The sequence below is a fragment of the Paenibacillus sp. S-12 genome (genome assembly GCF_030363895.1).
GTDB classification, from domain to species: Bacteria; Bacillota; Bacilli; order Paenibacillales; family Paenibacillaceae; genus Paenibacillus_B; species Paenibacillus_B alvei.
In genome coordinates, this window is sequence record NZ_JASIUF010000002.1 from 20,142 (window position 1) to 44,680 (window position 24,539).

Annotated in this window: 21 protein-coding genes and 1 pseudogene; 20 read left to right on the forward strand and 2 right to left on the reverse strand. The window is 49.7% G+C overall.

Translation table 11 applies throughout. The annotated features are described in order from the left end of the window. The 14 genes from purQ (at nt 1) to NO352_RS00190 (ending at nt 16,472) form a co-directional block, all read left to right on the forward strand. Nucleotides 1–687: a phosphoribosylformylglycinamidine synthase subunit PurQ gene (purQ, locus tag NO352_RS00125; RefSeq protein WP_005543121.1), complete on the forward strand. Its 687-nt coding sequence runs from the start codon at nt 1–3 to the stop codon at nt 685–687. 76 nt (nt 688–763) lie between these two features. Further along, nucleotides 764–3,004, forward strand: coding sequence for a phosphoribosylformylglycinamidine synthase subunit PurL (gene purL, locus NO352_RS00130; RefSeq protein ID WP_268600573.1), 2,241 nt, complete (start codon nt 764–766; stop codon nt 3,002–3,004). Further along, the gene (gene purF, locus NO352_RS00135) at nt 2,989–4,464 is read left to right on the forward strand and encodes an amidophosphoribosyltransferase (protein WP_268620138.1); all 1,476 of its coding nucleotides are present in this window, start codon (nt 2,989–2,991) and stop codon (nt 4,462–4,464) included. The genes purL and purF overlap by 16 nt, the downstream gene beginning before the upstream one ends. Nucleotides 4,465–4,568: 104 nt before the next feature. Beyond that, nucleotides 4,569–5,609: a phosphoribosylformylglycinamidine cyclo-ligase gene (purM, locus tag NO352_RS00140; protein ID WP_005543118.1), complete on the forward strand. Its 1,041-nt coding sequence runs from the start codon at nt 4,569–4,571 to the stop codon at nt 5,607–5,609. 290 nt (nt 5,610–5,899) lie between these two features. Then, on the forward strand, nt 5,900–6,520 hold the full coding sequence (gene purN / locus NO352_RS00145) for a phosphoribosylglycinamide formyltransferase (RefSeq protein ID WP_289354771.1): 621 nt from the start codon (nt 5,900–5,902) through the stop codon (nt 6,518–6,520). 746 nt (nt 6,521–7,266) lie between these two features. Continuing rightward, on the forward strand, nt 7,267–8,814 hold the full coding sequence (purH, locus tag NO352_RS00150; RefSeq protein WP_289354659.1) for a bifunctional phosphoribosylaminoimidazolecarboxamide formyltransferase/IMP cyclohydrolase: 1,548 nt from the start codon (nt 7,267–7,269) through the stop codon (nt 8,812–8,814). A 10-nt stretch (nt 8,815–8,824) separates the two neighbouring features. Beyond that, on the forward strand, nt 8,825–10,132 hold the full coding sequence (gene purD / locus NO352_RS00155) for a phosphoribosylamine--glycine ligase (RefSeq protein WP_289354660.1): 1,308 nt from the start codon (nt 8,825–8,827) through the stop codon (nt 10,130–10,132). Nucleotides 10,133–10,342: 210 nt separating this feature from the next. Next, nucleotides 10,343–11,413, forward strand: a complete 1,071-nt coding sequence (locus NO352_RS00160) for an ABC transporter ATP-binding protein (RefSeq protein ID WP_289354661.1) — start codon at nt 10,343–10,345, stop codon at nt 11,411–11,413. Beyond that, nucleotides 11,413–12,204: an ABC transporter permease subunit gene (locus NO352_RS00165; protein ID WP_289354662.1), complete on the forward strand. Its 792-nt coding sequence runs from the start codon at nt 11,413–11,415 to the stop codon at nt 12,202–12,204. Before NO352_RS00160 ends, NO352_RS00165 begins: the two co-directional genes overlap by 1 nt. Before the next feature lie 72 nt (nt 12,205–12,276). Continuing rightward, nucleotides 12,277–12,855, forward strand: coding sequence for a TetR/AcrR family transcriptional regulator (locus tag NO352_RS00170; protein WP_289354663.1), 579 nt, complete (start codon nt 12,277–12,279; stop codon nt 12,853–12,855). A gap of 68 nt (nt 12,856–12,923) precedes the next feature. Next, nucleotides 12,924–13,169 (forward strand): hypothetical protein, encoded by a 246-nt coding sequence (locus tag NO352_RS00175; RefSeq protein WP_005543109.1) that lies wholly within the window; start codon nt 12,924–12,926, stop codon nt 13,167–13,169. A gap of 306 nt (nt 13,170–13,475) precedes the next feature. Continuing rightward, nucleotides 13,476–14,306: an alpha/beta hydrolase family protein gene (locus tag NO352_RS00180; protein ID WP_005543106.1), complete on the forward strand. Its 831-nt coding sequence runs from the start codon at nt 13,476–13,478 to the stop codon at nt 14,304–14,306. Nucleotides 14,307–14,757: 451 nt separating this feature from the next. Further along, complete coding sequence (locus NO352_RS00185; protein WP_005543105.1) at nt 14,758–15,369, forward strand: DUF47 domain-containing protein; 612 nt, start codon at nt 14,758–14,760, stop codon at nt 15,367–15,369. A 104-nt stretch (nt 15,370–15,473) separates the two neighbouring features. After that, entirely contained in the window at nt 15,474–16,472 is a 999-nt protein-coding gene (locus NO352_RS00190; RefSeq protein ID WP_040735182.1) for an inorganic phosphate transporter, read from the forward strand. A gap of 55 nt (nt 16,473–16,527) precedes the next feature. Here NO352_RS00190 and NO352_RS00195 read toward each other — a convergent pair whose 3' ends face one another. Then, nucleotides 16,528–17,067, reverse strand: a complete 540-nt coding sequence (locus NO352_RS00195) for a tyrosine protein kinase (RefSeq protein WP_268600558.1) — start codon at nt 17,065–17,067, stop codon at nt 16,528–16,530. Nucleotides 17,068–17,349: 282 nt separating this feature from the next. On the opposite strand from NO352_RS00195, the gene NO352_RS00200 reads away from it, so the two are divergent. From NO352_RS00200 to rlmD, 4 genes are all read left to right on the forward strand, one after another. After that, on the forward strand, nt 17,350–17,640 hold the full coding sequence (locus NO352_RS00200; RefSeq protein ID WP_289354664.1) for a YerC/YecD family TrpR-related protein: 291 nt from the start codon (nt 17,350–17,352) through the stop codon (nt 17,638–17,640). A gap of 4 nt (nt 17,641–17,644) precedes the next feature. Beyond that, the gene (locus NO352_RS00205) at nt 17,645–18,715 is read left to right on the forward strand and encodes a sirohydrochlorin chelatase (RefSeq protein ID WP_289354665.1); all 1,071 of its coding nucleotides are present in this window, start codon (nt 17,645–17,647) and stop codon (nt 18,713–18,715) included. A 206-nt stretch (nt 18,716–18,921) separates the two neighbouring features. Beyond that, entirely contained in the window at nt 18,922–19,830 is a 909-nt protein-coding gene (locus NO352_RS00210) for a diacylglycerol kinase (RefSeq protein ID WP_040734869.1), read from the forward strand. A 551-nt stretch (nt 19,831–20,381) separates the two neighbouring features. Further along, nucleotides 20,382–22,043 carry a 23S rRNA (uracil(1939)-C(5))-methyltransferase RlmD gene (gene rlmD, locus NO352_RS00215; protein WP_289354666.1) on the forward strand — a complete coding sequence of 554 codons (1,662 nt, stop codon included), beginning with the start codon at nt 20,382–20,384 and terminating at the stop codon, nt 22,041–22,043. A gap of 156 nt (nt 22,044–22,199) precedes the next feature. Here rlmD and NO352_RS25245 read toward each other — a convergent pair. Next, nucleotides 22,200–22,426, reverse strand: a pseudogene (locus NO352_RS25245) (tyrosine-type recombinase/integrase); the annotation flags it as partial. Nucleotides 22,427–22,822: 396 nt separating this feature from the next. Between NO352_RS25245 and NO352_RS00225 the strand changes: the two are divergent. Continuing rightward, nucleotides 22,823–23,368: a hypothetical protein gene (locus NO352_RS00225; RefSeq protein ID WP_268620131.1), complete on the forward strand. Its 546-nt coding sequence runs from the start codon at nt 22,823–22,825 to the stop codon at nt 23,366–23,368. Nucleotides 23,369–23,382: 14 nt separating this feature from the next. Next, entirely contained in the window at nt 23,383–23,904 is a 522-nt protein-coding gene (locus NO352_RS00230; protein ID WP_005543089.1) for a hypothetical protein, read from the forward strand. Nucleotides 23,905–24,539 lie beyond the last annotated feature (635 nt).

The window sequence follows — 24,539 nt, forward strand, 5'->3', positions numbered from 1 at the left end:
ATGAAGGCAGCGGTGCTCGTATTTCCCGGATCGAATTGTGACTTAGACTGTGTCCATGCCGTGCAAGATACGCTGAATGTGGTTGTAGAGCGGGTATGGCATACGGAGTCGGACTTGAACGGATATGATCTTATTGTTATTCCAGGCGGCTTCTCGTATGGCGACTATTTGCGCAGTGGAGCAATCGCAAGATTCGCCCCTGTCATGAATGCTGTTGCGAAGGCGGCTGAGGCAGGCGCTTATGTGCTTGGCATTTGCAATGGATTTCAAATTTTGACGGAAGCGGGCTTGCTTCCAGGGACGCTGCGGAGGAACGAAGGATTGAAGTTCCGCTGTCATGCAGCGCCTATTCGTGTAACGCGTGCAGATACGCCGTTCACGATGGACTATAACGAGGGCGATATTTTGAATATTCCAATCGCACATGGCGAGGGCAATTATTACTGTGATGAAGAGACGCTGGCAAAGCTGAAGCAGCAGAACCAAATCATTTTTACGTATGAGCAGAATCCGAACGGTTCGCTTGAGAATATTGCAGGCATTTGCAATGAAGCGGGCAATGTGCTCGGCATGATGCCGCATCCAGAACGCGCGGTTAGCGAGCTGCTTGGTTCAGCAGATGGCATTCGCTTGTTTACATCCATTTTACATGCTTGGAGGGAGCAACATGCAGTCAACGCTCACTAATACGACGGCACAAGAACAGGCGGCAGCGCGCCTTGCTCGACAGAAGGAAGAATCCATAGCGGAGGGCTTGCGCCATATGGGCCAGGAACCGACTGCTGAGCAGATAGAAGAGCAGAAGCTGTACCGGACAATGGGTGTGACGGAAGACGAGTATGCGCATATATGCGAGCTGCTCGGCCGGAAGCCGAACTATACCGAAATTGGCGTATTCAGTGTGATGTGGTCTGAGCACTGTGCTTATAAAAATTCAAAGCCGCTGCTAAAGCGATTCCCGACGACTGGCGAACGCGTATTGGTTGGTCCGGGAGAAGGCGCAGGCATCGTGGACATCGGCGATGAGCAAGCGGTCGTTTTTAAAATTGAGAGCCATAACCATCCTTCTGCAATCGAGCCGTTCCAAGGTGCGGCAACAGGAGTAGGCGGGATTATCCGTGATATTTTCTCGATGGGAGCGCGTCCGGTTGCCCTGTTGAATTCGCTGCGCTTTGGCAGCTTGCAGGATGAGCGGGTGAAATATTTGTTTGAACATGTCGTTGCAGGCATTGCCGGCTATGGCAACTGTATCGGCATTCCAACGGTAGGCGGCGAGGTCGTTTTCGATGACAGCTATGCAGGAAATCCGCTCGTCAACGCGATGTGCGTCGGGCTGATTGACCACAAGGATATTCAGAAGGGCGTAGCAAGCGGTATCGGCAATCCGGTGTATTATGTGGGGCCGCCGACAGGCCGCGATGGCATTCATGGCGCGACATTCGCGTCGGAGGAGCTGACAGAGCAGTCGGAAGCGAAACGTCCGGCGGTACAGGTGGGCGACCCGTTCATGGAAAAGCTGGTCATGGAGTCCTGTCTGGAGCTGATAGCTTCCGGCATCGTGATCGGGATTCAGGATATGGGCGCAGCCGGTCTGACTTGCTCGAGCGCGGAAATGGCGAGCAAGGCGGGCAATGGGCTTGAGCTGAATTTGAACGAGGTGCCGCAGCGTGAGTTTGGCATGACACCTTATGAAATGATGCTGTCCGAATCGCAGGAGCGGATGCTGTTCGTCATTGAAGAGCATAATGAGCCGATTGCGATGGAAATCTTCGAGCGCTGGGGCGTTATTTGCCGCAAAGTTGGCCGCGTTACGGATGATGGGCGCCTGCGCCTGCTGTATGGCGGCGAGGTTGTTGGCGATATGCCAGTAAACGGACTTGTGGATGAATGTCCGATATACCATAAGCCTTCTCAAGTGCCTGCTTATTATGAGGCCAATGCTTCTGTGGACACAACGGCTTACCCGGAAGTAAGCGGTGTTGACGCGTTGAACGAAGCGCTGTTGAAGGTGCTTGGCTCGCCATCCGTGGCAAGCAAGGAATGGGTATATCGTCAGTACGATACGATGGTTCGCACAAGTACAGCAGTAGCGCCGGGCTCGGATGCGGCAGTCGTGCTCGTTCGCGGAACGAACAAGGCACTTGCGATGACGACGGATTGCAATGGCCGCTACGTGATGCTTGATCCATACATGGGCGGCCGAATTGCAGTCTGCGAGGCAGCGCGCAACATTGTATGCTCAGGCGGTGAGCCGCTTGCGATCACGGATAATTTGAACTTCGGCAATCCAGAGAAACCAGAGAACTTCTGGCAGATGGAACAGGCGGTCGACGGTATGGCTGAGGCCTGCCGCGTGTTGAATACGCCGGTAATCGGCGGAAACGTCAGTTTATATAACGAAAATGCAAAGGGAGCTATCTATCCGACGCCGGTCGTTGGTATGGTCGGGCTCGTTCATGATACGCAGCATATTACGACGCAAGCATTCAAGCGGGAGGGAGATGCAGTTCTGCTTCTTGGCCGCACGAAGGCGGAGCTCGGCGGCAGTGAATTCCAAGCCGTCCTGCATGGCAAGGTTGAAGGCCGTCCGCCTCAGTTGGATTTGGATGCGGAATCGCGCTTGCTGGCAACGGTTTTGCAGCTTATTCAAGCAGGGCTTGTGCAATCCGCTCATGATGTATCGGATGGCGGCATTGCGGCTGCTCTTGCGGAATGCTGTATTGGCGGCCAAGTCGGCGCAGCGCTTGAGTTGAATACTGTGGAGCTGAGAACAGACATCGCATTGTTTAGTGAAAGCCAATCTCGCATTTTGCTGTCAGTGAGCGCGGAGCAGCTTGAGGAGGTAAAGGCCCGCTGCGAGGCAGCCGGTGTTCCGGTTGAGGGCATTGGTACGGTCGGGGGTGAACGAATCCAAGTTCGGGTAAATGGAATGGATGCTTTGGATATGCCTTGGAAGCAAGCAGAACAGGGATGGAAGGATGCGATTCCATGTCTCATGAAGTGACAGGAGCCTACTATAACGAAGGCAGCGGCAAAGACGGACCGTTCGACCGCTTGAAGGAAGAATGCGGCGTATTCGGGGTATTTGGCTATGAAGAGGCCACCTCAATGGTGTACTACGGCTTGCATACGCTCCAGCATCGCGGCGAAGAGAGTGCGGGCATGTGCACGTCCGACGGCCAGTCGTTCCACTACCATCGCGAAATGGGACTTGTGAAGGAAGTGTTCGACGCGAATCGCCTGCAGGAGATGCGCGGCGACCGGGCGATCGGTCATGTGCGTTACTCGACCTCGGGCGACAGCCGGCTTGCGAATGCGCAGCCGCTTGTGTTCAAGACGCGAGATGGAGATCTGGCGGTCGCAACGAACGGGAATATCGTCAATGCGCCTAAGATTCGGCATGAGCTGGAGAAGAAGGGCTCCATTTTCCAAACGACCAGCGATACGGAAGTAATTGCTCATCTTATTGCCCGTTCAGAGCACGATCTCGTTCGCGCGGCGAAGGAAGCGCTAAGCGAGCTGGTAGGCGGCTTCGCGTTTCTCATTATGACGAACGACAAGCTGCTTGCAGCATCCGACCCGAACGGCTTGCGGCCGCTTGTCCTCGGCAGACTAGGTGACAGCTATGTGTTCGCCTCTGAGTCGTGTGCGCTTGAAGCGGTCGGAGCGGAAATGGTTCGCGCCTTGGAGCCAGGGGAATTGCTTATTGTCGATGCGCTCGGCCATCGTTCCGAACGCTTCGCACCGCTGCAGCGGCGCGCGCTGTGCGCGATGGAGTTCATTTACTTTTCCAGACCGGACAGCCAGCTTCATGATGTCAATTTGCATACAGCACGCAAGCGGATGGGCATGCAGCTTGCAAGGGAGGCGTTTGTAGAAGCTGATATTGTGAGCGGTGTGCCGGATTCCAGTATATCGGCAGCCATCGGCTATGCGGAGCTAACAGGTATTCCATATGAGATGGGCTTGATTAAGAGCAAATATACAGGCCGGACATTCATTCAGCCAAGCCAAGCGCTGCGTGAGCAGGGCGTGAAGATGAAGCTAAGCGCTGTGCGCAGTGTCGTAGAGGGCAAGCGAGTCGTTCTGATTGACGACTCGGTTGTCCGCGGCACGACGTCGCGCCGGATTGTGCGCATGCTGCGCGAAGCTGGGGCGCTGGAGGTTCACCTGCGCATCGCTTCGCCGCCGTTCAAGTATCCGTGCTTCTACGGGATCGATACACCGCGCAGCGAGGATTTGATTGCGTCATCGCACACGGTTGAAGAGATGTGCGAGCTGGTCGGGGCAGACTCACTCGCTTTTTTAAGCCAAGACGGCATGATTGAGGCTATCGGGGGTGCGTTCGCGGAGGAGTCCAAGGGCGGACTTTGCCTAGCTTGCTTCGATCAGGAGTATCCGACGAATTTATATACAGATGCTGCAGCCGGAGCAGGCAACGAGCGAACAGGCTGTGGCTGCTAATAGCACTTGCTTTTTAATAATTGGTGAATTCACATTAGCGATGATGGACGGGGATGCAAGCTGCATTCCTGTCCTGCTTACAGGGAGAGAGGAGACGCACGATTATGTCAGAAGCCTACAAACAAGCGGGTGTCGATATCGCAGCAGGTAATGAAGCAGTCGAACGAATGAAGAAACATGTTCGCCGCACGTTTACGCCAGGAGTGCTTACCGATTTGGGTGGGTTTGGAGCCATGTTCCAGCTCGACATTCAGCGTTACAAGGAGCCGATTCTCGTATCTGGTACGGATGGAGTGGGTACGAAGCTGAAGCTTGCGTTCGCGCTTGATAAGCACGATACGATCGGCATTGACGCAGTAGCCATGTGTGTAAATGATATTGTCGTTCAAGGCGCAAAGCCGCTCTTCTTCCTTGATTATTTGGCTTGCGGCAAGGTTGTGCCAGAGCGTATCGAGGCGATCGTAAGCGGCATTGCCGAAGGTTGCGCACAGTCAGGCTGTGCTCTGATTGGCGGAGAAACAGCCGAGATGCCGGGTATGTATGCACTGGAGGAGTATGACATCGCCGGATTCAGCGTTGGCGTGGTAGATAAGAGTCGGGTAATTACGGGCGAATCGATCTGTCCTGGCGATGTTGTGTTGGGGCTTGCTTCTAGCGGCTTGCACAGCAATGGCTTCTCCCTTGTGCGCAAGCTGCTGCTGGAGCAAGGCGGGCTGGGCTTGACTGACGTTGCGCCAGATGGCAGCGGTGCGCTTGGCGAGGTGTTGCTGACTCCAACGCGAATTTATGTGCGATCCATGCTCGAACTGATGAAGCAAGTAAATGTAAAGGGTGCCGCTCATATTACTGGCGGAGGCTTTTTAGAAAATATTCCTCGCGTGCTCCCAGAAGGTACGGCTGTTGAGATCGATTATGGCTCATGGCCGATTCATCCTGTTTTCACCTGGTGCAGTGAAATTGGCAAGCTTACCGCTTCAGAGCTGTTCACTACGTTCAATATGGGAATTGGCATGGTCATTGTCGTTGGGGAAGAGGAGGCGGAAACGGCGATCCGCAGCCTTGAGGAACAGGGAGAGGCTGTATATCGCATTGGCAAGGTAACGGAAGGCAGTCGCCAAGTTCGCATCCCGGGGGTAGGCCTGTAATGCGGGAATCCGGAAGGCAAGAAGATATGGCGGAAGGTGTATTAGAAGATATAGCTGAAAACGTAGCAGAAGGCGTAACAGAAGACGTAGCAGAAGGCGTAACAGAAGACGTAACAGAAGATATAACAGAAGACGTAATAGAAGACGTAACAGAAGACGTAACAGAAGATGTAACAGAAGGCGTAGCAGAGGAAATGACAGAAGGCATGGCAGGGAAAATGACAAAAAGTATGGCAGAAGACATGGTAGTAAATACGGGTGAAGTTACACCGGGATACATGGCAGGAGACATGAAGACAGCGGAATCTCATGGGCAACGAGTACCTCGAATCGCTGTATTTGCTTCTGGTTCCGGCTCCAACTTTCAAGCGCTGATTGATGCAGCCAGAGAGCAGCTGCTGGGTGGAGACATCGCCTTGCTAGTATGCGATAAGCCGCAGGCGCGTGTCATTGAGCGGGCGAAGCTGGCGGGGGTGAAAGCAGCCTTATTCGAACCGAAAAAGTATGCTTCTCGTGAGGAATACGAGCAGGATGTACTTCGACTGCTGCGCAAGCATCAAATCGATTTCGTTGTACTGGCAGGATATATGCGCCTTGTTACGCCGGTATTGCTGCGTGCCTATGAAGGGCGAATGGTCAACATTCACCCCTCGCTTTTGCCGTCATTTCCGGGCATGCATGCAGTACGCCAAGCGCTGCATTACGGCGTGAAGGTAACGGGGGTTACGGTGCATCTTGTTGATGAAGGTATGGATACGGGGCCGATTCTGGCTCAGCAGGTTGTTGCCGTTATGCCTGATGATACGGAAGACACCTTGTCTGCGCGTATCCAACAAGCTGAGCATGCACTGTACCCGCAAGTGGTGCAGCAAATGATAGCTCGGAGCCTTGTGAAATCTGCCAGCGTATAGCCTTGTGGCGGGATCATAAATACACCCATGGAAGTATTCAGCGAAAAACGAATAGCGTCACGAAACATTTACCGTCAATGTGAGCAGCATTACAAATGCACTCGTCAATGTCCAGTGGAAGAATAGCGATACTAAATACTCTCGTCAATATCCAGTATGATAGCGTTACTAAATACTCTCTTTAATATCCAGTGGATAGCGATACAAAGTGCTCTCGTCATTATCCAGCGAGTAGCGTTACTAGATACTCTGTTTTTGTAGTCCTCTTGAGGACAAACGATGAAAATGTCCACACAAAGGTAGACAAACAGGGATATCTTGCTTTAAATGAACAAATGTCTAAATATAGATGTTTTACAACTTGATTAACTATATGTTGTGTTGTTTTAGATGTAAAGAAATTATCGTCTTTGCAAAATTGTGTCCACTATTTGAAAGACAAATCATCAGTTTTTCCACTGGTGAAGGACGTTGATGGGATTATTGGATTGGATACGAGCTGATGTTGATGTGATATTTATGTAATATGTGTGATGTTCTGCAATGTGGTGCGATATTTATGCGATTTATATGCTGAAACGTATGTCATGAGATGCTGTATGATGCGATGTTTGTGATGTGGTGTTCTACGATGTGAAGTGGTGTGAAGACATGCTGATAGGGAGTCATGATATAGACTTCTATCCGGTAACGCATTACAATGATTTTTAACTAAAATGCCAAAGTTTAGCAGGGGAGAGGACAACATGGCGATTCGAAGAGCGCTTATCAGTGTATCCGATAAAACGGGCGTTGTAGCATTTGCGCGCAGCCTGGCTGAAGCGGGTGTGCAGATTATTTCGACAGGCGGTACGAAATCATTGCTTGAGCAGGAGCAAGTTCCGGTGACTGGGATTTCTGATGTTACAGAGTTTCCGGAAATTTTGGACGGTCGGGTTAAGACGCTTCATCCAGCTGTGCACAGCGGTCTGCTGGCGATGCGCAGCAATCCGGCTCATATGCAGCAGTTGGACGAGCTCGGTTTGTCTACGATTGATCTGGTCGTAGTTAACCTGTATCCATTCCAGCAGACGATTGCGAAATCAGGCGTATCCTATGAGGATGCAATTGAAAATATAGATATCGGCGGACCGACGATGCTGCGTTCTGCTGCCAAAAATCATGCTGATGTCACGGTTGTCGTTGACGCTGCGGATTATGGCACTATACTCGAGGAAGTTCGTGCAAACGGAGATACCACAATCGAAACGCGCCGCCGTCTTGCGGCCAAGGTATTCCGCCATACGTCCGCATATGATTCCCTTATTGCTGAATATTTGACGGCTCAGGTCGGAGAACAATGGCCAGAGCGGTTGACTGTAACTTATGAGCTGGAGCAGCCGCTTCGCTATGGGGAGAATCCGCACCAAAATGCAGCTTTCTATCGTCGCCCATTGGCTGGCGCGGGCAGCATTACGACTGCGGAGCAACTGCACGGCAAGGAGTTGTCCTACAATAATATTAATGATGCTAACGCCGCGCTTGCGATTGTCAGTGAGTTTCGAGCTCCAGCGGTAGTGGCTGTGAAGCATATGAATCCGTGCGGTGTAGGGATTGGCGATACGGTGTTGGAGGCGTACCAAAAGGCGTATGAGTCCGATCCGACGTCCATATTCGGCGGAATCGTTGCTTCAAATCGGGAGATTGACGGAGAAACAGCACGCCTTTTGCATGAAATTTTCCTTGAAATCGTAATTGCGCCTAGCTACACGGAGGAAGCGCTTGAGGTGCTTACGCAGAAAAAGAACATTCGTCTACTGAAAATCGGAGCGGTTCCGTCCCCTGAGCAGCGTGTTCCATCCCGTCAATTGACGACTGTTGACGGCGGCGTCCTTGTACAGGACATCGACTTGCATTCCTTGAATGCAGACAGTGTTCAGGTCGCAACTGAGCGCGAGCCGTCTCCGGAAGAATTAGAGCAGCTCTTGTTCGGCTGGAACGTTGTGAAGCATGTAAAATCGAATGCGATTGTACTTGTAAAGGATGGCATGACAGTAGGTGTAGGTGCGGGACAAATGAACCGTGTAGGTGCAGCTCGCATCGCAATCGAACAAGCGGGCGAGAAGGCGCGCGGTGCGGTGCTTGCGTCCGATGCATTCTTCCCAATGGGAGATACGTTGGCCTTGGCTGCTGAAGCTGGGATTACAGCTGTTATCCAGCCGGGGGGATCTGTTCGTGACAATGATTCCATCCAAGTAGCAAATGAGCATGGCATCGCCATGGTAATGACAGGCGTACGTCACTTTAAGCATTAAGGAGGCGTTCATGTACATGGAGCACATTGGGAAAAAAGTGTTGGTCGTCGGCAGCGGCGGTCGTGAGCATGCGCTTGTATGGGCACTTTGCAACAGTCCGCAGGTGGAACAGGTGCTGTGCGCGCCGGGCAACGCAGGCATTGCTGAACTTGCCGAATGCGTACCATTGGCTGTGAACGATTACGAAGGCATCGCCAAATATGCCGCTGAACAGGCGATTGATCTCGTTGTCATCGGTCCTGACGATCCATTAGCAGGCGGTATTGTCGACGTATTGAAGGCTCATGGCTTGCGGGTATTCGGTCCCGACCGGAAGGCGGCAGAGATTGAGTGGAGTAAGGTGTTCATGAAGCACCTGCTCTGCAAGTATGGCATTCCGACTGCGGCATACGCTGCGTTTGAGGATTTCAATGAAGCGCTGGCGTATATTGAAAAGCATACATTGCCGGTTGTGATTAAGGCTGACGGGCTTGCAGCAGGCAAGGGTGTGGTCATTGCTCAGACCCATGAGGAAGCAGCTCACGTGCTGCAGGAGGTCATGGTAGATAGCAAATTCGGCGCTTCCGGCAGCAAGGTTGTCATTGAGGAGTTCATGCAGGGCGAGGAAATGTCGATCCTTGCCTTCGTCGACGGTGAAACGGTGCGACTATGTGAGCCTGCACAGGATCATAAGCCGATTTTCGATGGCGATTGCGGACCGAACACTGGCGGTATGGGCACTTACAGCCCATTGCCGCAATTCTCGTCATCCGTTATAGAGAAGGCATGCAGGACAATCATTGAACCGGCAGCAAAGGCAATGGTGGCGGAAGGACGTTCCTTCCATGGCTTGTTGTTTGCAGGCTTGATGATTACACCGGAGGGGGAGCCGAAGGTGATTGAGTTTAATGCGCGTTTTGGCGATCCGGAGACGCAGTCGGTGCTGCCAAGAATGAAGACTGATCTGTTCAAGGTGCTATGGGCAGTCTCGGAAGGTAAGCTGAACGACATCGAGCTAGAATGGCATGACCATGCTGCTGTATGCGTGATCGTAGCAGCAGCCGGCTACCCTGGTGAGGTGAGCAAGGGGGATGTCATTACGGGATTGGATGCAGCATCCGTTAATGCGCTGCTGTTCCACGCAGGTACATCGCGTGATGAGGATGGTACTTGGCGAACGGCTGGAGGCCGTGTGCTGGGCGTTGTCGGCATAGGTGATCATGTAGCGGCAGCTAAAGCGAAGGCTTATGAGGCTGTCCGCCTCATCCAATTTAATGGCATGCAATATCGGAATGATATCAGTGCGAAGTCAGAACGGTTGGTTGAACATTCAAAATAGGACAGATGGGGAAGAGGAGCGATGCTCCTCTTTTTTTAATGCAGTGCGTATAAAAATCAACCAAAATGAAATGATGAGCAGGAAAGAGCTTTTGAGTGAAAGGGATATACTTTTTATTAGTATTGAGTATAAAACAACATTGTAAATTTCGCCATGAACGGGATATGATGTACTAACAAACGATTTAAAGTATAGATTGGGGGGTGTCGCATGAACGTGATCAAGCTGAGCAATCTAACGAAAAGGTACGGAGTACAGCGCGGTATCGATGATGTCAATCTGGAAGTGAAGCAGGGAGAAATTTTCGGATTTATTGGACCAAATGGAGCAGGAAAGTCTACTACGCTTCGAACGATGATGCAGTTGCTTCGTCCAACGACCGGTACGGTGGAGTTGTTCGGAGAAGTCATGCGTAGGGAGCGTCCTGATGTGCGGAGAAAAATTGGGTATCTGCCATCGGAGGTGCATTACAACGAAGATGTAACGGGCAAGGAAGTGCTCGATTTTGCTGCTCGCATGAATGGCTTGTCACTGCAGGATACCCATGCGATGAACTTAGCTGAACGGCTAAAGCTGGATGTCAGCAAGCGTGTAAAATCGTATTCGCTCGGCAATCGCAAGAAGCTTGGGATCGTGCAGTGCCTGCTTCATCAACCTGATTTAATCGTTCTGGATGAACCGACATCAGGACTTGATCCGCTCATGCAGCACACCTTTTTCCAGATTCTAAAGGAATATCATGATCGTGGAGCTACGATCTTCTTCTCCACACATATCTTGAGCGAGGTAGAGAAGCTGTGCAGCCGTGTCGCCTTCATTCGTGAAGGGAAATTGCTGCGGGTATGCGAGGTGGACGCTATACCAGGCAAGGATCAACGGATTGCCCATGTTCAATTCAAGCGGCAAGGCGACTGCATCGAGGCTTACCAGCTACGGGATATTGATCCGGATGCTGTATACGATGGAATCGAGCACCGTTTGCTATTGCAGGGCGATCTTCATCTGGCTTTGCAGCGAATTGCCGCATATGAATTGAAGGATGTACGAATCGAGCAGCCTTCCTTGGAGGAGCTGTTCATGGCAGAGTACGATGTGAGAGGGAATGGAGGAATTCCTGCGCAAGGTCAAGTGAAGCAGCTATCGCAGGCGAAGCATTCCTCGGAGCGTACGGAAGAGCAGCTATCGCAGGCAAAGCATCAACAGGAGATAACAGAAGAGCACTCACCGCAAATTGGGCATTCACGTGAGCGTTCTGATGAGCGCAAAGGGGGAGAGGCGTAATGTGGCGGGTGTTCTGCTATGAATGGAGGACGAATCGACGCAGCTTTTTTATATGGGCAAGTATTATTCTTGTGTTCCAAATGATGTTCGCTGGTCTGGGCGATGTCTACATGACCAATACCTCTTTACTTGAGGCGTTGAAGCAGTTTCCGCCAGCCTTGCTGGAGGGATTCGGCATGCATGTAGAGATGTTCGGCAGCTTTGAGGGCTGGATGGCAGGGGAACCGTTGGTGTTCTACATGATGCTGCTGGGCATTTTCGCTGCGATGTGGGCTTCGTCCACAGTAGCTCGGGAAAGGGATCGGGGCACGGTTGATTTTATGTTCACATTGCCTGTATCACGCGGCAAGCTGTTTCTAGGCAAGGCCAGCGCGCATCTTGTTGCTTTTCTCCTGATTTCGGCTGTCAGCTATGGGGTGACATTATGGTTTGGCAATATGTTCAGTACGGTAGCAGATGCAGGTTTGCTGCTTGTGTTTACGGCTGCGGGCTTGCTGGCGGCACTAGCTTTTGCTGGAATCGGGTATGTGATGACCGTATTTGTAACTTCCGAGCGAGCAGGCATGTCACTAAGTATTGGAATCGTCATTTTATCATTCCTCTTCCATCTCCTGTCGGGTATGCAGCAATCGCTTGCCTGGCTGTCTGATGTCAGCTTGTTCACGGTGTTCAATGGCAAGGATTTATTCGACTCAGGCAGCTTGCCTTGGCAGGGCATATTTATTACGATAGGGATATATGCAGGCGGACTGTTCTTCGGTTGGCTTGTGCTGTCGAAGCGGGATCTGTAAAGGGAAGGTGATGTCCCTGCTAACGGCATAGCCCGCGAGTTATGTCCGTACGGAAAGGGGACGATTCGCCAGTTGAACAGTAAAGCGATCGCGATTATGGATGCAGGACAGCGGCTGTTTTTCGAACGGGGGATTCAGGATACGAGCATGGAGCAGATCGCGGAGGCGGTTCCTGTTGCGAAAATGACGATATATAAATATTTTCAGAGCAAAGAAGGGCTGCTTGAGGCGATTACAGACCGAATGGCTCATGAAAGCCATCAATATTTGCTGCGGGTCATGGACGAGGCGGGGAACATATACGAACTATTCGATCTTCTACTGAAGTATCAGCCCTTCGATCGTATATCCCTGACGTTTATTAACGATTTAACACAGTACTATCCAAATCTGTTTGCGAAAATGATGGCCTATCAGGAGGCGCATGTCATTCCTGAGTTCGAAGCGGCGATATTTCGAGGACAACAACGGGGAGATATTCGCAAGGAGCTGTCCCCGCATTTGGTTGTTCGTTACATTGTGTCGATGAAGCAGTTCTTTCTGCAGCCAGGCAATTTGGATAAGCGGATGAACGTTCGCACACTGTCTGACCAAATTACGACAATGCTGTGCTATGGGATCATGTCTGATCGTCCATCGGATCGCGAATAAAATTAACCTTGCGCCCCATAATAATGTCGTATGCTCCAATCATTACATACGGCAGGAGGGTGACAAGGATGGAAGAGAATCGCGGATCGGAACAAGGACTTACGAAGCTTTATTTGAATCAAGAACAATCGCGAGGTCCTGAGGAAGCATCTGCAATTAAACAAGCATATACCGCTAATCGTGCATCCTCGCCGGATGAATCCGAAGACACAGACGATTATGGTCTTGCCGCAGGACACATGCATGCGGGGATGACAGAAGGAACGCTTGAAACGCATCAGATGATGCAGCGTTTGTACGGCCTGTATGATTGATGCGGAGAAAATGACTGGGATGAGCTTTTCCAGTTCTGGAACGGATTGCAGGTAAGCTTACATGCTGTTAATTGGATGAAGAAGTGGGCAGCTCCTTGGAAATGGATAATAAGGAGCGCTTGCAGTTGAAAACCGTAATGCCGGAACATCGGTATTGCGGTTTTTTCTTGTCTTATTCTCTTGACAGAGTGGGAACAGAGGGAGTACACTTTGATAAAACACAGTATATTAATCGGAATTATATGAAATAAATGAATCCAGGTGCGTTGCCCGTACCTGAGAGCGGCGGAAGGCAGGGGATTATTGATGGAGCGACATATCGATATACGATGGCAAGAAGAGCGGTTAGCGGCGACGATTCATTATCCTGAGGAGCGGGCACCATATGAGCGCGGTGTGAAGCGGCGCGCTCCTGTGACAATCATTTGTCATGGCTTCGTGGGCAGCCGGATTGGGGTTGACCGGTTATTCGTCAATGCGGCGCGCAGGCTTGCAGGCGAAGGTCATATCGTCGTGCGCTTCGACTTCGCGGGCTGTGGAGAGAGCACGGGCGATTACGGACACACTGGATTGGATGACATGATCAGCCAAACGCAATCTATTCTGGACTATGCGCTTGGATGCGGAGATGTTGATCCACAGCGGGTAACGCTCATTGGTCATAGCTTAGGCGGGGCTGTGGCGATATTGACGGCGGTGCGCGATCAGCGCATTAAGCGGCTTGTCCTCTGGTCGCCTGTTGCTTACCCATTCAACGATATTGTGCGTATCGTAGGACGTGAGCAATATGACATAGCAATGACGCAAGGCTCGGCGGATTATTTGGGGTATTCCTTTGCACCTGCCTATTTTAATGCGCTTGGCGTCCATCAACCGCTCCAAGAAGCACGCAAGTTCAACGGCGATGTGCTGCTCGTGCACGGTACGAGTGATGACGTTATTCCGGCCGATTACAGCTTCCTGTACCAGAAGGTATTCTGGCTGCGCAGTGACGGACAATGCGATAAGGAAATTGTGTTTCAAGCCGACCATACGTACTCGGATGGCAAGCATCGGGAAAAGCTGTTCACCTGCACGCTCCAGTGGCTGAAGCGCTGGGAGAAGCGTCAGGAAGAATGGGCGAATTGGAGCATATAAGTGAGCGGCGGATTAAAACGGAACGTAAAGGAACTGAGACGAAAGCAGCAGCCGGAAGGCTATATCGCTTCGTCTTTTTTATTTTTAAACAGGGAGAATTGCATGTGGTTTTTATGTATGTCTTTTCAAAAAAAGGCGGAAACTATACCGTATGTCAGGTATAGCATGTTGTTTCATTCCTGTCTATGCCATATCTAACATTCCTTTATGGGAAAAATTGAATAGTGAGCGAAAAACGGCGTGAGAACGGTATTTTGCCGTACTTTTTATGAAAAACGACGAAAATTGTCGAATAAGAGAGAAATTCTGGCGATGAATAGGGCTAAAGTTTCGACATTTGCTCACGTTTGGTTTACGATTTCTTTACAAAACCACGGTATCCTATGATAAGATATGTAAGGTTTAGAAGATTACATCACATGCAATTTTTGTTGCAAAGGAGATCTCGGGAATGTTCAAGAAAAAGGACGTGTTTTTCGAAACGCTGCAAAACATGGCGGATACGCTCGTTCAAGCGGCAGAAACGTTCGCACAAGGTGTAGAAGATTTGACGGATGTCTTGGCGTTTACGAAAGAAATGAAGGATCTGGAAAGTAAATGTGACGTCTATGTACATACGATCTTGACAGAGCTCAATAAAACATTTATTACGCCGATTGAGCGCGAGGACATTATGGCGCTTACGACAGCGCTTGACGATGTTCTTGATGGGATGGAGGCCAGTGCTTCGCGTTTCGACATGTACCAAATGATTGAACGTGATGAAATTGTCGTACTGTTCGCTGATGTCATCAAGCGCAGTACTTATGAAATACAGAAGGCAATTCGTTTGTTGTCGCAGAAGAAATTGCTTGCGATCCGCGAGCATAACGTGCGCGTCAATGAATTGGAGAACTCCGCGGACGATATTTACCGCCGTGGTGTCCGTGCCTTGTTCGCTGATGTAAAGGATCCAATCGAATTGATCAAACGCAAGGACGTATACGAGCGTCTTGAGGAAACGACGGACAGCTGTGAAGATGTTGCGAAGCAGCTTGAATCGATCGTTATGCGGAATTCCTAGTAACTGTCGTATCACGTATAATAAGCTAGCTTTAGTGTACGAAGGAGGTAGGGATTGCGCGGACGGACGATGGGCAGTGCTGTGCAATCACATAGATAATGAATATGGATATTACGATGATTATCGTGGGCGTCGTTATTTTCTTGGCGCTTGCCTTTGACTTTATTAACGGCTTCCACGATACGGCGAATGCGATCGCCACGTCGGTGTCAACGAGGGCGCTTCCGCCGCGTGTTGCCATTTTGATGGCCGCTGTGATGAACTTTGCCGGGGCGCTGACCTTTACAGGGGTTGCCAAGACGATAGGCGGCAGCATTGCCGATCCAGCAAAGCTGGAGAATGGACTTGAAATCGTTATGGCGACGCTTATTTCAGCCATAATATGGAACTTGGTTACTTGGTGGTTCGGTATTCCGTCATCTTCCTCGCATGCGCTTATTGGCGCATTGGCAGGGGCAGTGTTCATCGGTGCCGGCTCCGACTATTTGAACTTGGGCGGATTTAAAAATATCGTCCTCGGTCTTATTATTTCGCCAATTATTGCGTTCGCTGTCGGTTATATTGTTATGACGCTGCTAAAGTGGATTTTCGGCAATCACAGTCCACATACCGTAAATAAAGGGTTCCGAACCTGTCAAATTATTACTGCAGCTCTGCAATCATTCACACATGGTACGAATGACGCGCAGAAGGCAATGGGGATTATTACGTTCGCGCTTGTCACTGCACAATTACAGACCGAAATGGAAGTGCAGCTCTGGGTTAAGCTTGCCGCTGCAACTGCAATGGCTCTCGGTACTTCGATAGGCGGCTGGAAGATCATTAAGACAATGGGAACGAAGATTTTCAAAATCGAACCGATTAACGGTTTTGCCGCAGACTTGTCTGCAGCCTCGGTTATTATGTCGGCAACGCTGACGCATTTGCCTATTAGCACTACGCATGCTATTACCTCCGCGATCTTGGGGGTAGGCTCCGCCAAGCGTTTCTCGGCGGTGAAGTGGGGCGTTGCAGGACGAATTGTAGTGACTTGGTTCATTACGATTCCGATATGTGCGGCACTTGCGATGATTGTATTCAAAATAGTCGATTTGTTCTTTTAATATTGAGGCACAAAGAGCCGGCTCAATGGAGAGCCGGCTCTTTGCTTTGGTTCGATTATCGACGGCGTGGTGGCCTGTTGGTGCGTTGGCGCTGCTTACCGAAGGTTGGTGTTCGGGTATTGCCTGTCGTCCGTCTGCGGCGGCGCCTGCGCTTGGGCGTATATTCAATTTCTTCCTCTTCTTCTTCGTCCTTCTTTTTGCCTGGGAGGAGTGTGCCCATAAGCAGCTTTGCGACAGGAGCAATCTGAGATACACTGTTCATGACTTTTTGTACCTTGCCCATCGTTTCTACGATGCCATCGATTCCGCCCATTCGATCAATGACCTGCTTGATGTCACCAATGGAGAAGCCGCTTTTTTTGGCCTCTGCAGCCTCGGTTACGACTGTGGTAATTGGAGATTCTGCTGCCTGACTAAATGGAACGATGGCGGTAGTCTCTATAGGAGATGGCGGTGCGAATGAAGGGGAGTATGAAGTCGGATCAGGGCTAAAGCTACGAATATGTGCCTTGTCTCCTTGCCGCGTCGGCAGTGTCGGCACGTTCATCAACTGCGATGGTAAGGGAGCCCTCTCGTGGTGGCGAGGGTTATTCATATCATCACGACCTTTTTCTTATAAGTATGGCAGGTGTGCTTATTCATAGACATGCTTCAATCAATATTGTTTAGTGCTTTCTGCATTCATATGGGATAATATAATGTATGTGATAGGCGAACAACTCGATTGGACGATCGCCCGTAGGCGGACGCCCAATCTTTTATGGAAGCGCTATATTTTTACAGTAATTCACTAACGCAGGACAACTGTAACGCTTGAAAAGGTCTGACAAAGGAAGTACAATGATGGTAACAAGCATTGATGTAGGGGTGGATAAGGTTGCAATTGAAAAAATTGAACGATAAGTCGATCGACCAGCTGTTTGAGGCGGTTATGACGCTGAAATCAGTGGAAGAGTGTTATGTTTTCTTTGATGATCTGTGCACGGTAAATGAAATTCAATCCTTATCCCAGCGGTTGGAAGTTGCTCGTATGTTGGGCAAAGGCTGTACGTACAATCAGATTGAAGCGGAGACCGGAGCAAGTACAGCTACAATATCGCGCGTGAAGCGCTGTTTGAATTACGGCAATGATGGTTATAAAATGGCATTGGAACGCTTAGGTAAATAATCTGATGAAGCCGGGACTGCTTATTATCAGCCACGGTTCAAGAGATGAATCCTGGGTTACACTGGTGGAAGAAGCAATCGCACAGGCACAATGGCCTCAAGGGGTTGCCGTCGCATCTTCCTACTTGGAATGTGTGCCAGGACGAGATATACAATATGGCATTGATACATTGGAAGCGCAAGGGGTGAACCACATTGGGGTCATCCCCTTGTTCGTGTCTGCGGGTAGTACGCATGCGGATGAGATAGCATATGCATTAGGCGTGAAGCCTGCTCCGCTCTGTGAGACAGATTTGGAGCCTTTCCAAGTTCAGGCTTGCGTCTATTATGGCCGTCCGCTTGACGGTGGGGATGTTGTTCCGTTGGCAGAGGCCTCGATTGATCGTATAAATAGTGGCGTTGCTTGTGTGGATTGTGCGGAACCATCGAGAGAAGTAACAGCTAGTTCCCCATATCGTAAAATGAATGAAGAGCAATGGAGTGACGATAGCGGCTTGTTTGTACGATCGGAAGGTCAGGAGGAACTCCTTCTAGACATGATTGAGGCACGGCTGCGCGGGCTTGGCGTACGTCCCCATGCAGATGCAGTATTGCTAGTGGCGCACGGCAGCCGATATGAACCTTTTACTTCACGCTGGCATTCCAGTTTGAGGCGGCTGGCGCGCCGTCTTGTACAGCGGGGGGCTTGTGCAGGTGCTTCGCATGCGCTGCTCTGCTGTGAGGATATTGCAGATGCGGTACAGCGCTTATCGCATGTATTGACGAGCAGCCAAAATGAAATGGGATGGGGCGGCAGAGCCGAGCAGCTTGCCGTTCCGCTGGATTTCGTTGGTGGCAGGGATACTCTTCGTATTGGGGCGGATGCGCTCGAGGAACGGATCATGGAGCGCCGTGTAGCAGTCGTTCCGGTATTTCTCAGTCGGGGCTATTTCACCTCTCACGTTATTCCAGAGCGGTTTAAAGATGTATCGGTTCTGTACGATGGGGAGGCGCTGCTGCCTCATCCGGCCTTAAGCAAGTGGCTGCAGCAGGAGGCTGTTCGTCTACTGAGACTGATGGAAGCACGTACATCTTAGCAGCATTTTAATTGTGAGTTGGTCGTGCTATGGAAGTAATAGAACTGGATATGGTAGTATGAATCTAAATATTAGGTTGCTTGGATATAGGTATGCTGAACGGAAAGAAACGGATCGAATGACGGCCGGCGGGTTGCACTTGAGCCTTTGGTGGCAGGTTGTGAAATCGATTGAACGTGAATAGATTGTAAATGGGTGAAGTATTCATGGTAAAGAGAGCAAGACTTATTTATAATCCGACATCTGGCCGAGAGGAAGGCCGAAAGCGGTTGGCGGATATATTGCAGATGCTGGATGCAGCGGGCATCGAGACAACGACGCATGCGACGGAAGGCGAAGGGGACGCAACAGCAAGTGCGGCAGAGGCGATCGATAACGGGTACGATATGATTATCGCAGCGGGCGGGGATGGTACGCTCAATGAGGTTATCAACGGAATGGCGGACAAGCCGGAGCGGCCGCCGCTTGGCATTATTCCGCTCGGAACGACGAATGATTTCGCGCGTGCGCTCGGCATTCCGCGCAATTGGGAGTATGCCTGCTCAATTATTACACGTCAGGCGACTCGCGTAATAGACCTTGGGCAATCGAACGAGAAGTATTTCATCAATATTGCGGGCGGGGGCTCCTTGACGGAGCTGACGTACGAAGTGCCCAGCAAGCTGAAGACGGTCATCGGACAGCTTGCCTACTATATGAAAGGGCTGGAGAAGATGACGCGTCTGCGCCCGACTGAGCTGCGCATAGAGTTGGAGGGTCACGGCGTCTATCATGAGGAGTTTATGCTGTTCTTGATTACGAATACGAACTCGGTTGGCGGTTTCGAGAAGCTGGCGCCTGAGGCGAAGATTGATGATGGTCTCTTCGATGTTATTATGCTGAAGCGCTGCAATCTTGTGGAGTTCGTTCGTGTAGCTAGTATGGCTCTTCGGGGAGAGCATATTCATGATCCGCTTGTCATTCACAAGCAAACGAATCGGGTTACGGTTACATCGCCGGATGCAGTGCAGCTCAATTTGGACGGAGAATTCGGCGGATTGCTGCCGGCGACGTTCAAGGTGCTGCCAGGGCATTTGCGCATTTTTGCAGATAACCCAGATGCAACTTATGCGTAGGAGTTCGTAAGCATAGAAGTGTGTGTCATAAGGCATAAGGTACGTTCGGTAAATAACGGTTACTTTCATGTACCTGTGCTTAGGGATAAAGGTGTTGGTTTGAGAATGTCAGTTCTCTATTTCATGGAATGTTCGGCTTGACTTGCTGCCGTAAGGGGCACGGGTCAAGCCGTTTTGTTGTTGAAGCAAGAGGCGATGGCAATTGTGCGGGGAGAGCGCGCTTTGCGGTTATCTTTTTTGGTGTGGAAACGGATGATGCAGCCAGGACAATGCTGGAGCACTTCTTGTTGGCGGGTGGATTATGGTATGATGGTGCCATGATCTATATACGGAGCAAGCAGGGTACAATATGACTGGCATTATCGAGGCTGTGTAGGGAGCTGATTTGCTCGTTCTGATTCGTTTTGAACTGCTTTCGTTCGTTGTGGAAGATGTAGTTAGGTTGTGATTTACCGACAGAAGAAAGAGCATGAACATATGATGACAGCAAGCAATGCGAATAGCATTCAAAATAGATGGGTTTTGTGAGCACATAACAGGAGGCAACTAGGGTGAAAGGAAACAAGCAAGGCAAGCGGCCGATGCGCCGAAATGGAGGACAGTCTGCATCTGCGACGCGTTCACAGGAAGCGGTGGGTGGACGCGCGGCACATGCACGCGTGCACAGTGCTCCGGTACAGAAAAACGATGAGGTTATACTGGATATTATCGGATTGACGCATGACGGTGACGGAGTGGGCCGTGCTGACGGCTTCACGCTGTTCGTACAAGGGGCATTGCCGGGTGAACAGGTGCGTGCGCTTGTGCTGAAGGTGAAAAAGCAGTACGGATATGCGAAGGTGCTGGAGCGCCTTGTAGACAGCCCACATCGTGTGGAGTTGGAGCATCCGGCGAATGCATATGGCGGCTGTCAGTTGCAGCATATGGCGTACAGTGAGCAACTGGTCTGGAAGCGGCAGCATGTCGTCGACGTGCTGGAGCGCATTGGGAAGTTTCAAGTGGAGCAGATAGGCACAGGTGAGACCGGAGATGAAATTGGTGTCGCTTCTGGTGATGCCTCCCACGCTTCTGAGCCTGATATTGAACAAGGGAATGCGGTGGCGGCGGATAAGGCTAGCGAAGAACAGAGCCTGAGCGGCCTAAGTGTCACAGCTGTGGTTCAAGAACAGCCGATCAAGGTATGGCCGACGATTGGAATGGAGCAGCCTTGGCGCTATCGGAATAAGAGCCAAATGCCGATCGGTAAAAATGAACGTACAGGCGAACTGATCGGCGGTTACTTCGCGAAGGCGAGCCATCGGATCATTGATACGGATACGAGCCTGATCCAGCATGAAATGAATGACGACGCGATGCGCGCGGTGAAGCAAGTTGTACGGAAGTATGGCATTGAGCCGTATAATGAGGAGCAGCATACAGGCCTACTTCGTCATGTGATGATGCGTGTCGGGTTCCGCACGAATGAGCTGATGATCACCTTCGTGACGAATGGGGACAAGCTGCCGCATCAGGAGAAGATCGTAGCCGAGCTTGCTGAGGCCTTGCCGCAGTTGAAGAGCGTTTGCCAGAGCATTAATACAAAGCGCACGAATGTTATTATGGGAGATAAAACCCGTGTATTATGGGGTTCGGAATATATTACGGATTATATCGGAGATATTGCGTTCAAAATCTCTGCTCGCTCCTTCTACCAAGTAAATCCGGTCCAAACGGAAGTGCTGTATGAGAAGGCTGTCGAGTATGCGGGTCTGACAGGGAACGAGACCGTTATTGATGCGTACTGTGGCATCGGGACAATCTCGTTGTTCCTTGCGCAGCGCGCGAAGCGGGTACTCGGTGTTGAGATCGTCGAGGAAGCGATCGCCGATGCACGCCGCAATGCCGAGTTGAATGGGGTGACGAATGCGGAATTCGCCGTCGGCGCAGCAGAAGACGTTATCCCTCGCTGGAAGGAGCAGGGCGTAACGCCTGACGTCATCGTCGTCGACCCGCCGCGCAAGGGCTGCGACCCCGCGCTGCTCGATACGATGCTGGTTATGCGCCCAGAGCGCATTGTGTACGTGTCATGCAATCCGTCGACGTTGGCTCGCGATTTGCAAGTATTGGCGGGTGGTGGCTACCGTGTCGTTGAGGTACAGCCGGTGGATATGTTCCCGCAGACGACACATGTGGAGTCAGTGGCTTTGCTGAGTAGGGATAGAACAGCACAGTGAATCCCTTATGTTTATTTGATTTCTTGACGTGAAATAGTAATTAAATATTAGTAATATAGAAATCGAAGACCATAATTGATGTAAATTTGATGCAAAAATTGATCGGGGTTCAGCCCAAGTAATCAGAAGACGCCAGGAAAATCCCAGGCGTCTTCTTTAATGTTCTTGTACTGAATTAGATGCAAACAACGACTCAAATTTATCAGCAGATCGGAGAGCGTGTCCATAGAGATTCATTGTTGTTGTAATGCAGCCATGACCAAGACGCTCCACTCCGAGATAATTTTGGCGTGCACTCTCTGGTTAATCAGAATTGTAGCAGATGTATGCCTTAAGTCATGAAACCGGATATATCTAAACCCATTTTTAATGAACTTGTTAAATCAATGGTGAGGTCGTTCGTGGTGAAAAGGCGGTTCATTGCGGGTCTGTTTTAACTCTCAAATTTTCAAGGATAGGCCGGATCATTTCATCAGGCTCTACCCACTTCCTCGAAGAGGCACTCAGGAGATTCACCCTTGTTCAGATTAGAATGTAAAGTGCATCTCCAATGATTCTGCCAGCATACATGTTCGCGGCTTCAGGTGGGCACGCGCGAAGAAACCATCAAGCCTTTCAGCAAAAAGGACAATCAACAGCCTTTGTTCCGGTATTATATCGATTTGGCGCTAATGCCATTACTCGTTAAAGAAGATATGGCACATTTACATAATTGGGGTTATTATGAAATTAAAAAGAAGTATCGACTTTCTTATGATGTATCGTTCTAACAATGTCGGTTGTATACAGGTATCAATCTCGCAACATGGGCAATCAATTATGCAGTTAGATACGATTCATGGGATAGGGCTTATGTCGCGAGCAGGATAGAGAAACACGAACTTATACATTCGGCCCTCGATCCGGCTGTTCCAATAGGTGTTATCATCGGCGAATGGCTTTTAGGTCAATTGCTTGCTGCTGGAACGGCAATGTTGATTGCAGGAGTAACTTATGTTGCTCTTAATGAAGCAGGTGTTTTATCCAAATTACGAGAAGATAAAACTGCTAATCATTTCATGGCAAAAATAATAGGGGGGAAAGTTTGGGTTGGTGATGGTATGTCTTTGGAGGCAGCGGCATTTAGATTGGTAAATCCTATGCTTGTTAAAGCCGAGCAGAATGTGTGGTCTAAATCATCCGCTTATGCAGATTTAGTTGCTCGAACAGCTGGAGGAGGTAAAGAATCGAAAGGTCCTGAGCTAACTTGCGACCAACTTCCTGGATTCTTCTATTATGCACACTATCATACGCATGATAGAACAGGTGGACATTCATTCTTTTAAATTAAGGAGCTTGTATGCTAAACGAACTTGATCATAAATTTAAAGAGTCTAATTTACCAACATCATACAGTATATCCGCAGTTCAAGAAATATTGATGACGAATTATAAAGCAGTTGAGATGGATGATAAAACATTCTTTGACGACTTGAAGAAGGACCATTGTGTTAACTTTGATCAAATTGTTAAATATTTTGTAATAAACGATGTCGATTTTTTATCCACTCTATATACTCAATATGAAAAAGAAATTCACATAGAAATGTCGCATGTAAATTCTACTTATGTTCATCCGGAAGGATTATCTCGTACAAAATCAGAGGAAATTTGGAAAGAAATCAAAGAAGGAAAGCGGATTCATATCATACTGGAGAGCGCCGACCAAAAAACTATTTCAGGGTTTACCATGCAGGGTATATGTGAAAAAATATTATGGGAACTCATTATTCTTAAAGGTATTCGCCCTGAGGATTGTGCTTTAGGTAACGATTATTATGAGCATTATTTAAATGTACTACATTCCTTAGGTAAGATTTAATAATGTGTAAGGAAAAGAATGCAAATCCTCATACCATGTACACGTCAACGATTTTTTAAGAAGCGTAAAATAAAAAAAGCACGATGTATCCAGCATCGTGACTCTTAACAAAAGCCTGTGAAGCGACTACGGCGTTTTAATCAAATGATCGAAAAACCATCGGATTGCAAGGCGACCAACCTAATCCCGGTGGTTTTTCTTGTTTCGCGCTGCTTTCCACGCACTGCGTAAGGCTATTAACCCCACCGCAATACTAACTAGCTTATCGCTAAAACTCGACTTATTTTCATAATCCTGGATATCGGTAGTAAAAAAATTTAGATCCCTTTGACATATGCACCAAACCCTAGAATTTTGTGAAACAGTTTAGCCCCTCGATCGCTGTATTTGGGCAAATTAAGCCTTGAGCGGTGATTTTGCTTCCGTGGAACATCACAAAAAACAGATAAATTCCTACTTTTTCAGTCTTCCGTTTTCTTTGAATTGCTCCGAATTACTATACAAGGCGAAGCTGACCGTACTAGAAACCATCGGCACGTAAGTTTTTTCTTCTACCCCAATAGCATGTTCCCGAGACGACGCATGTGGAGTCGGTGGCAGTGATGGTGCGAAAGGACAATTAAATCGAGTACGTA

What these genes read in the sequence shown, in the direction of transcription:
- purQ (WP_005543121.1), top strand. Translation starts at nt 1, where the DNA reads ATGAAGGCAGCGGTGCTCGTATTTCCCGGATCGAATTGTGACTTAGAC.
- purL (WP_268600573.1), top strand. Translation starts at nt 764, where the DNA reads ATGGGCCAGGAACCGACTGCTGAGCAGATAGAAGAGCAGAAGCTGTAC.
- purF (WP_268620138.1), top strand. Translation starts at nt 2,989, where the DNA reads ATGTCTCATGAAGTGACAGGAGCCTACTATAACGAAGGCAGCGGCAAA.
- purM (WP_005543118.1), top strand. Translation starts at nt 4,569, where the DNA reads ATGTCAGAAGCCTACAAACAAGCGGGTGTCGATATCGCAGCAGGTAAT.
- purN (WP_289354771.1), top strand. Translation starts at nt 5,900, where the DNA reads ATGAAGACAGCGGAATCTCATGGGCAACGAGTACCTCGAATCGCTGTA.
- purH (WP_289354659.1), top strand. Translation starts at nt 7,267, where the DNA reads ATGGCGATTCGAAGAGCGCTTATCAGTGTATCCGATAAAACGGGCGTT.
- purD (WP_289354660.1), top strand. Translation starts at nt 8,825, where the DNA reads ATGTACATGGAGCACATTGGGAAAAAAGTGTTGGTCGTCGGCAGCGGC.
- NO352_RS00160 (WP_289354661.1), top strand. Translation starts at nt 10,343, where the DNA reads ATGAACGTGATCAAGCTGAGCAATCTAACGAAAAGGTACGGAGTACAG.
- NO352_RS00165 (WP_289354662.1), top strand. Translation starts at nt 11,413, where the DNA reads ATGTGGCGGGTGTTCTGCTATGAATGGAGGACGAATCGACGCAGCTTT.
- NO352_RS00175 (WP_005543109.1), top strand. Translation starts at nt 12,924, where the DNA reads ATGGAAGAGAATCGCGGATCGGAACAAGGACTTACGAAGCTTTATTTG.
- NO352_RS00180 (WP_005543106.1), top strand. Translation starts at nt 13,476, where the DNA reads ATGGAGCGACATATCGATATACGATGGCAAGAAGAGCGGTTAGCGGCG.
- NO352_RS00185 (WP_005543105.1), top strand. Translation starts at nt 14,758, where the DNA reads ATGTTCAAGAAAAAGGACGTGTTTTTCGAAACGCTGCAAAACATGGCG.
- NO352_RS00190 (WP_040735182.1), top strand. Translation starts at nt 15,474, where the DNA reads ATGGATATTACGATGATTATCGTGGGCGTCGTTATTTTCTTGGCGCTT.
- NO352_RS00195 (WP_268600558.1), bottom strand. Translation starts at nt 17,067, where the DNA reads ATGAATAACCCTCGCCACCACGAGAGGGCTCCCTTACCATCGCAGTTG.
- NO352_RS00205 (WP_289354665.1), top strand. Translation starts at nt 17,645, where the DNA reads ATGAAGCCGGGACTGCTTATTATCAGCCACGGTTCAAGAGATGAATCC.
- NO352_RS00210 (WP_040734869.1), top strand. Translation starts at nt 18,922, where the DNA reads ATGGTAAAGAGAGCAAGACTTATTTATAATCCGACATCTGGCCGAGAG.
- NO352_RS00230 (WP_005543089.1), top strand. Translation starts at nt 23,383, where the DNA reads ATGCTAAACGAACTTGATCATAAATTTAAAGAGTCTAATTTACCAACA.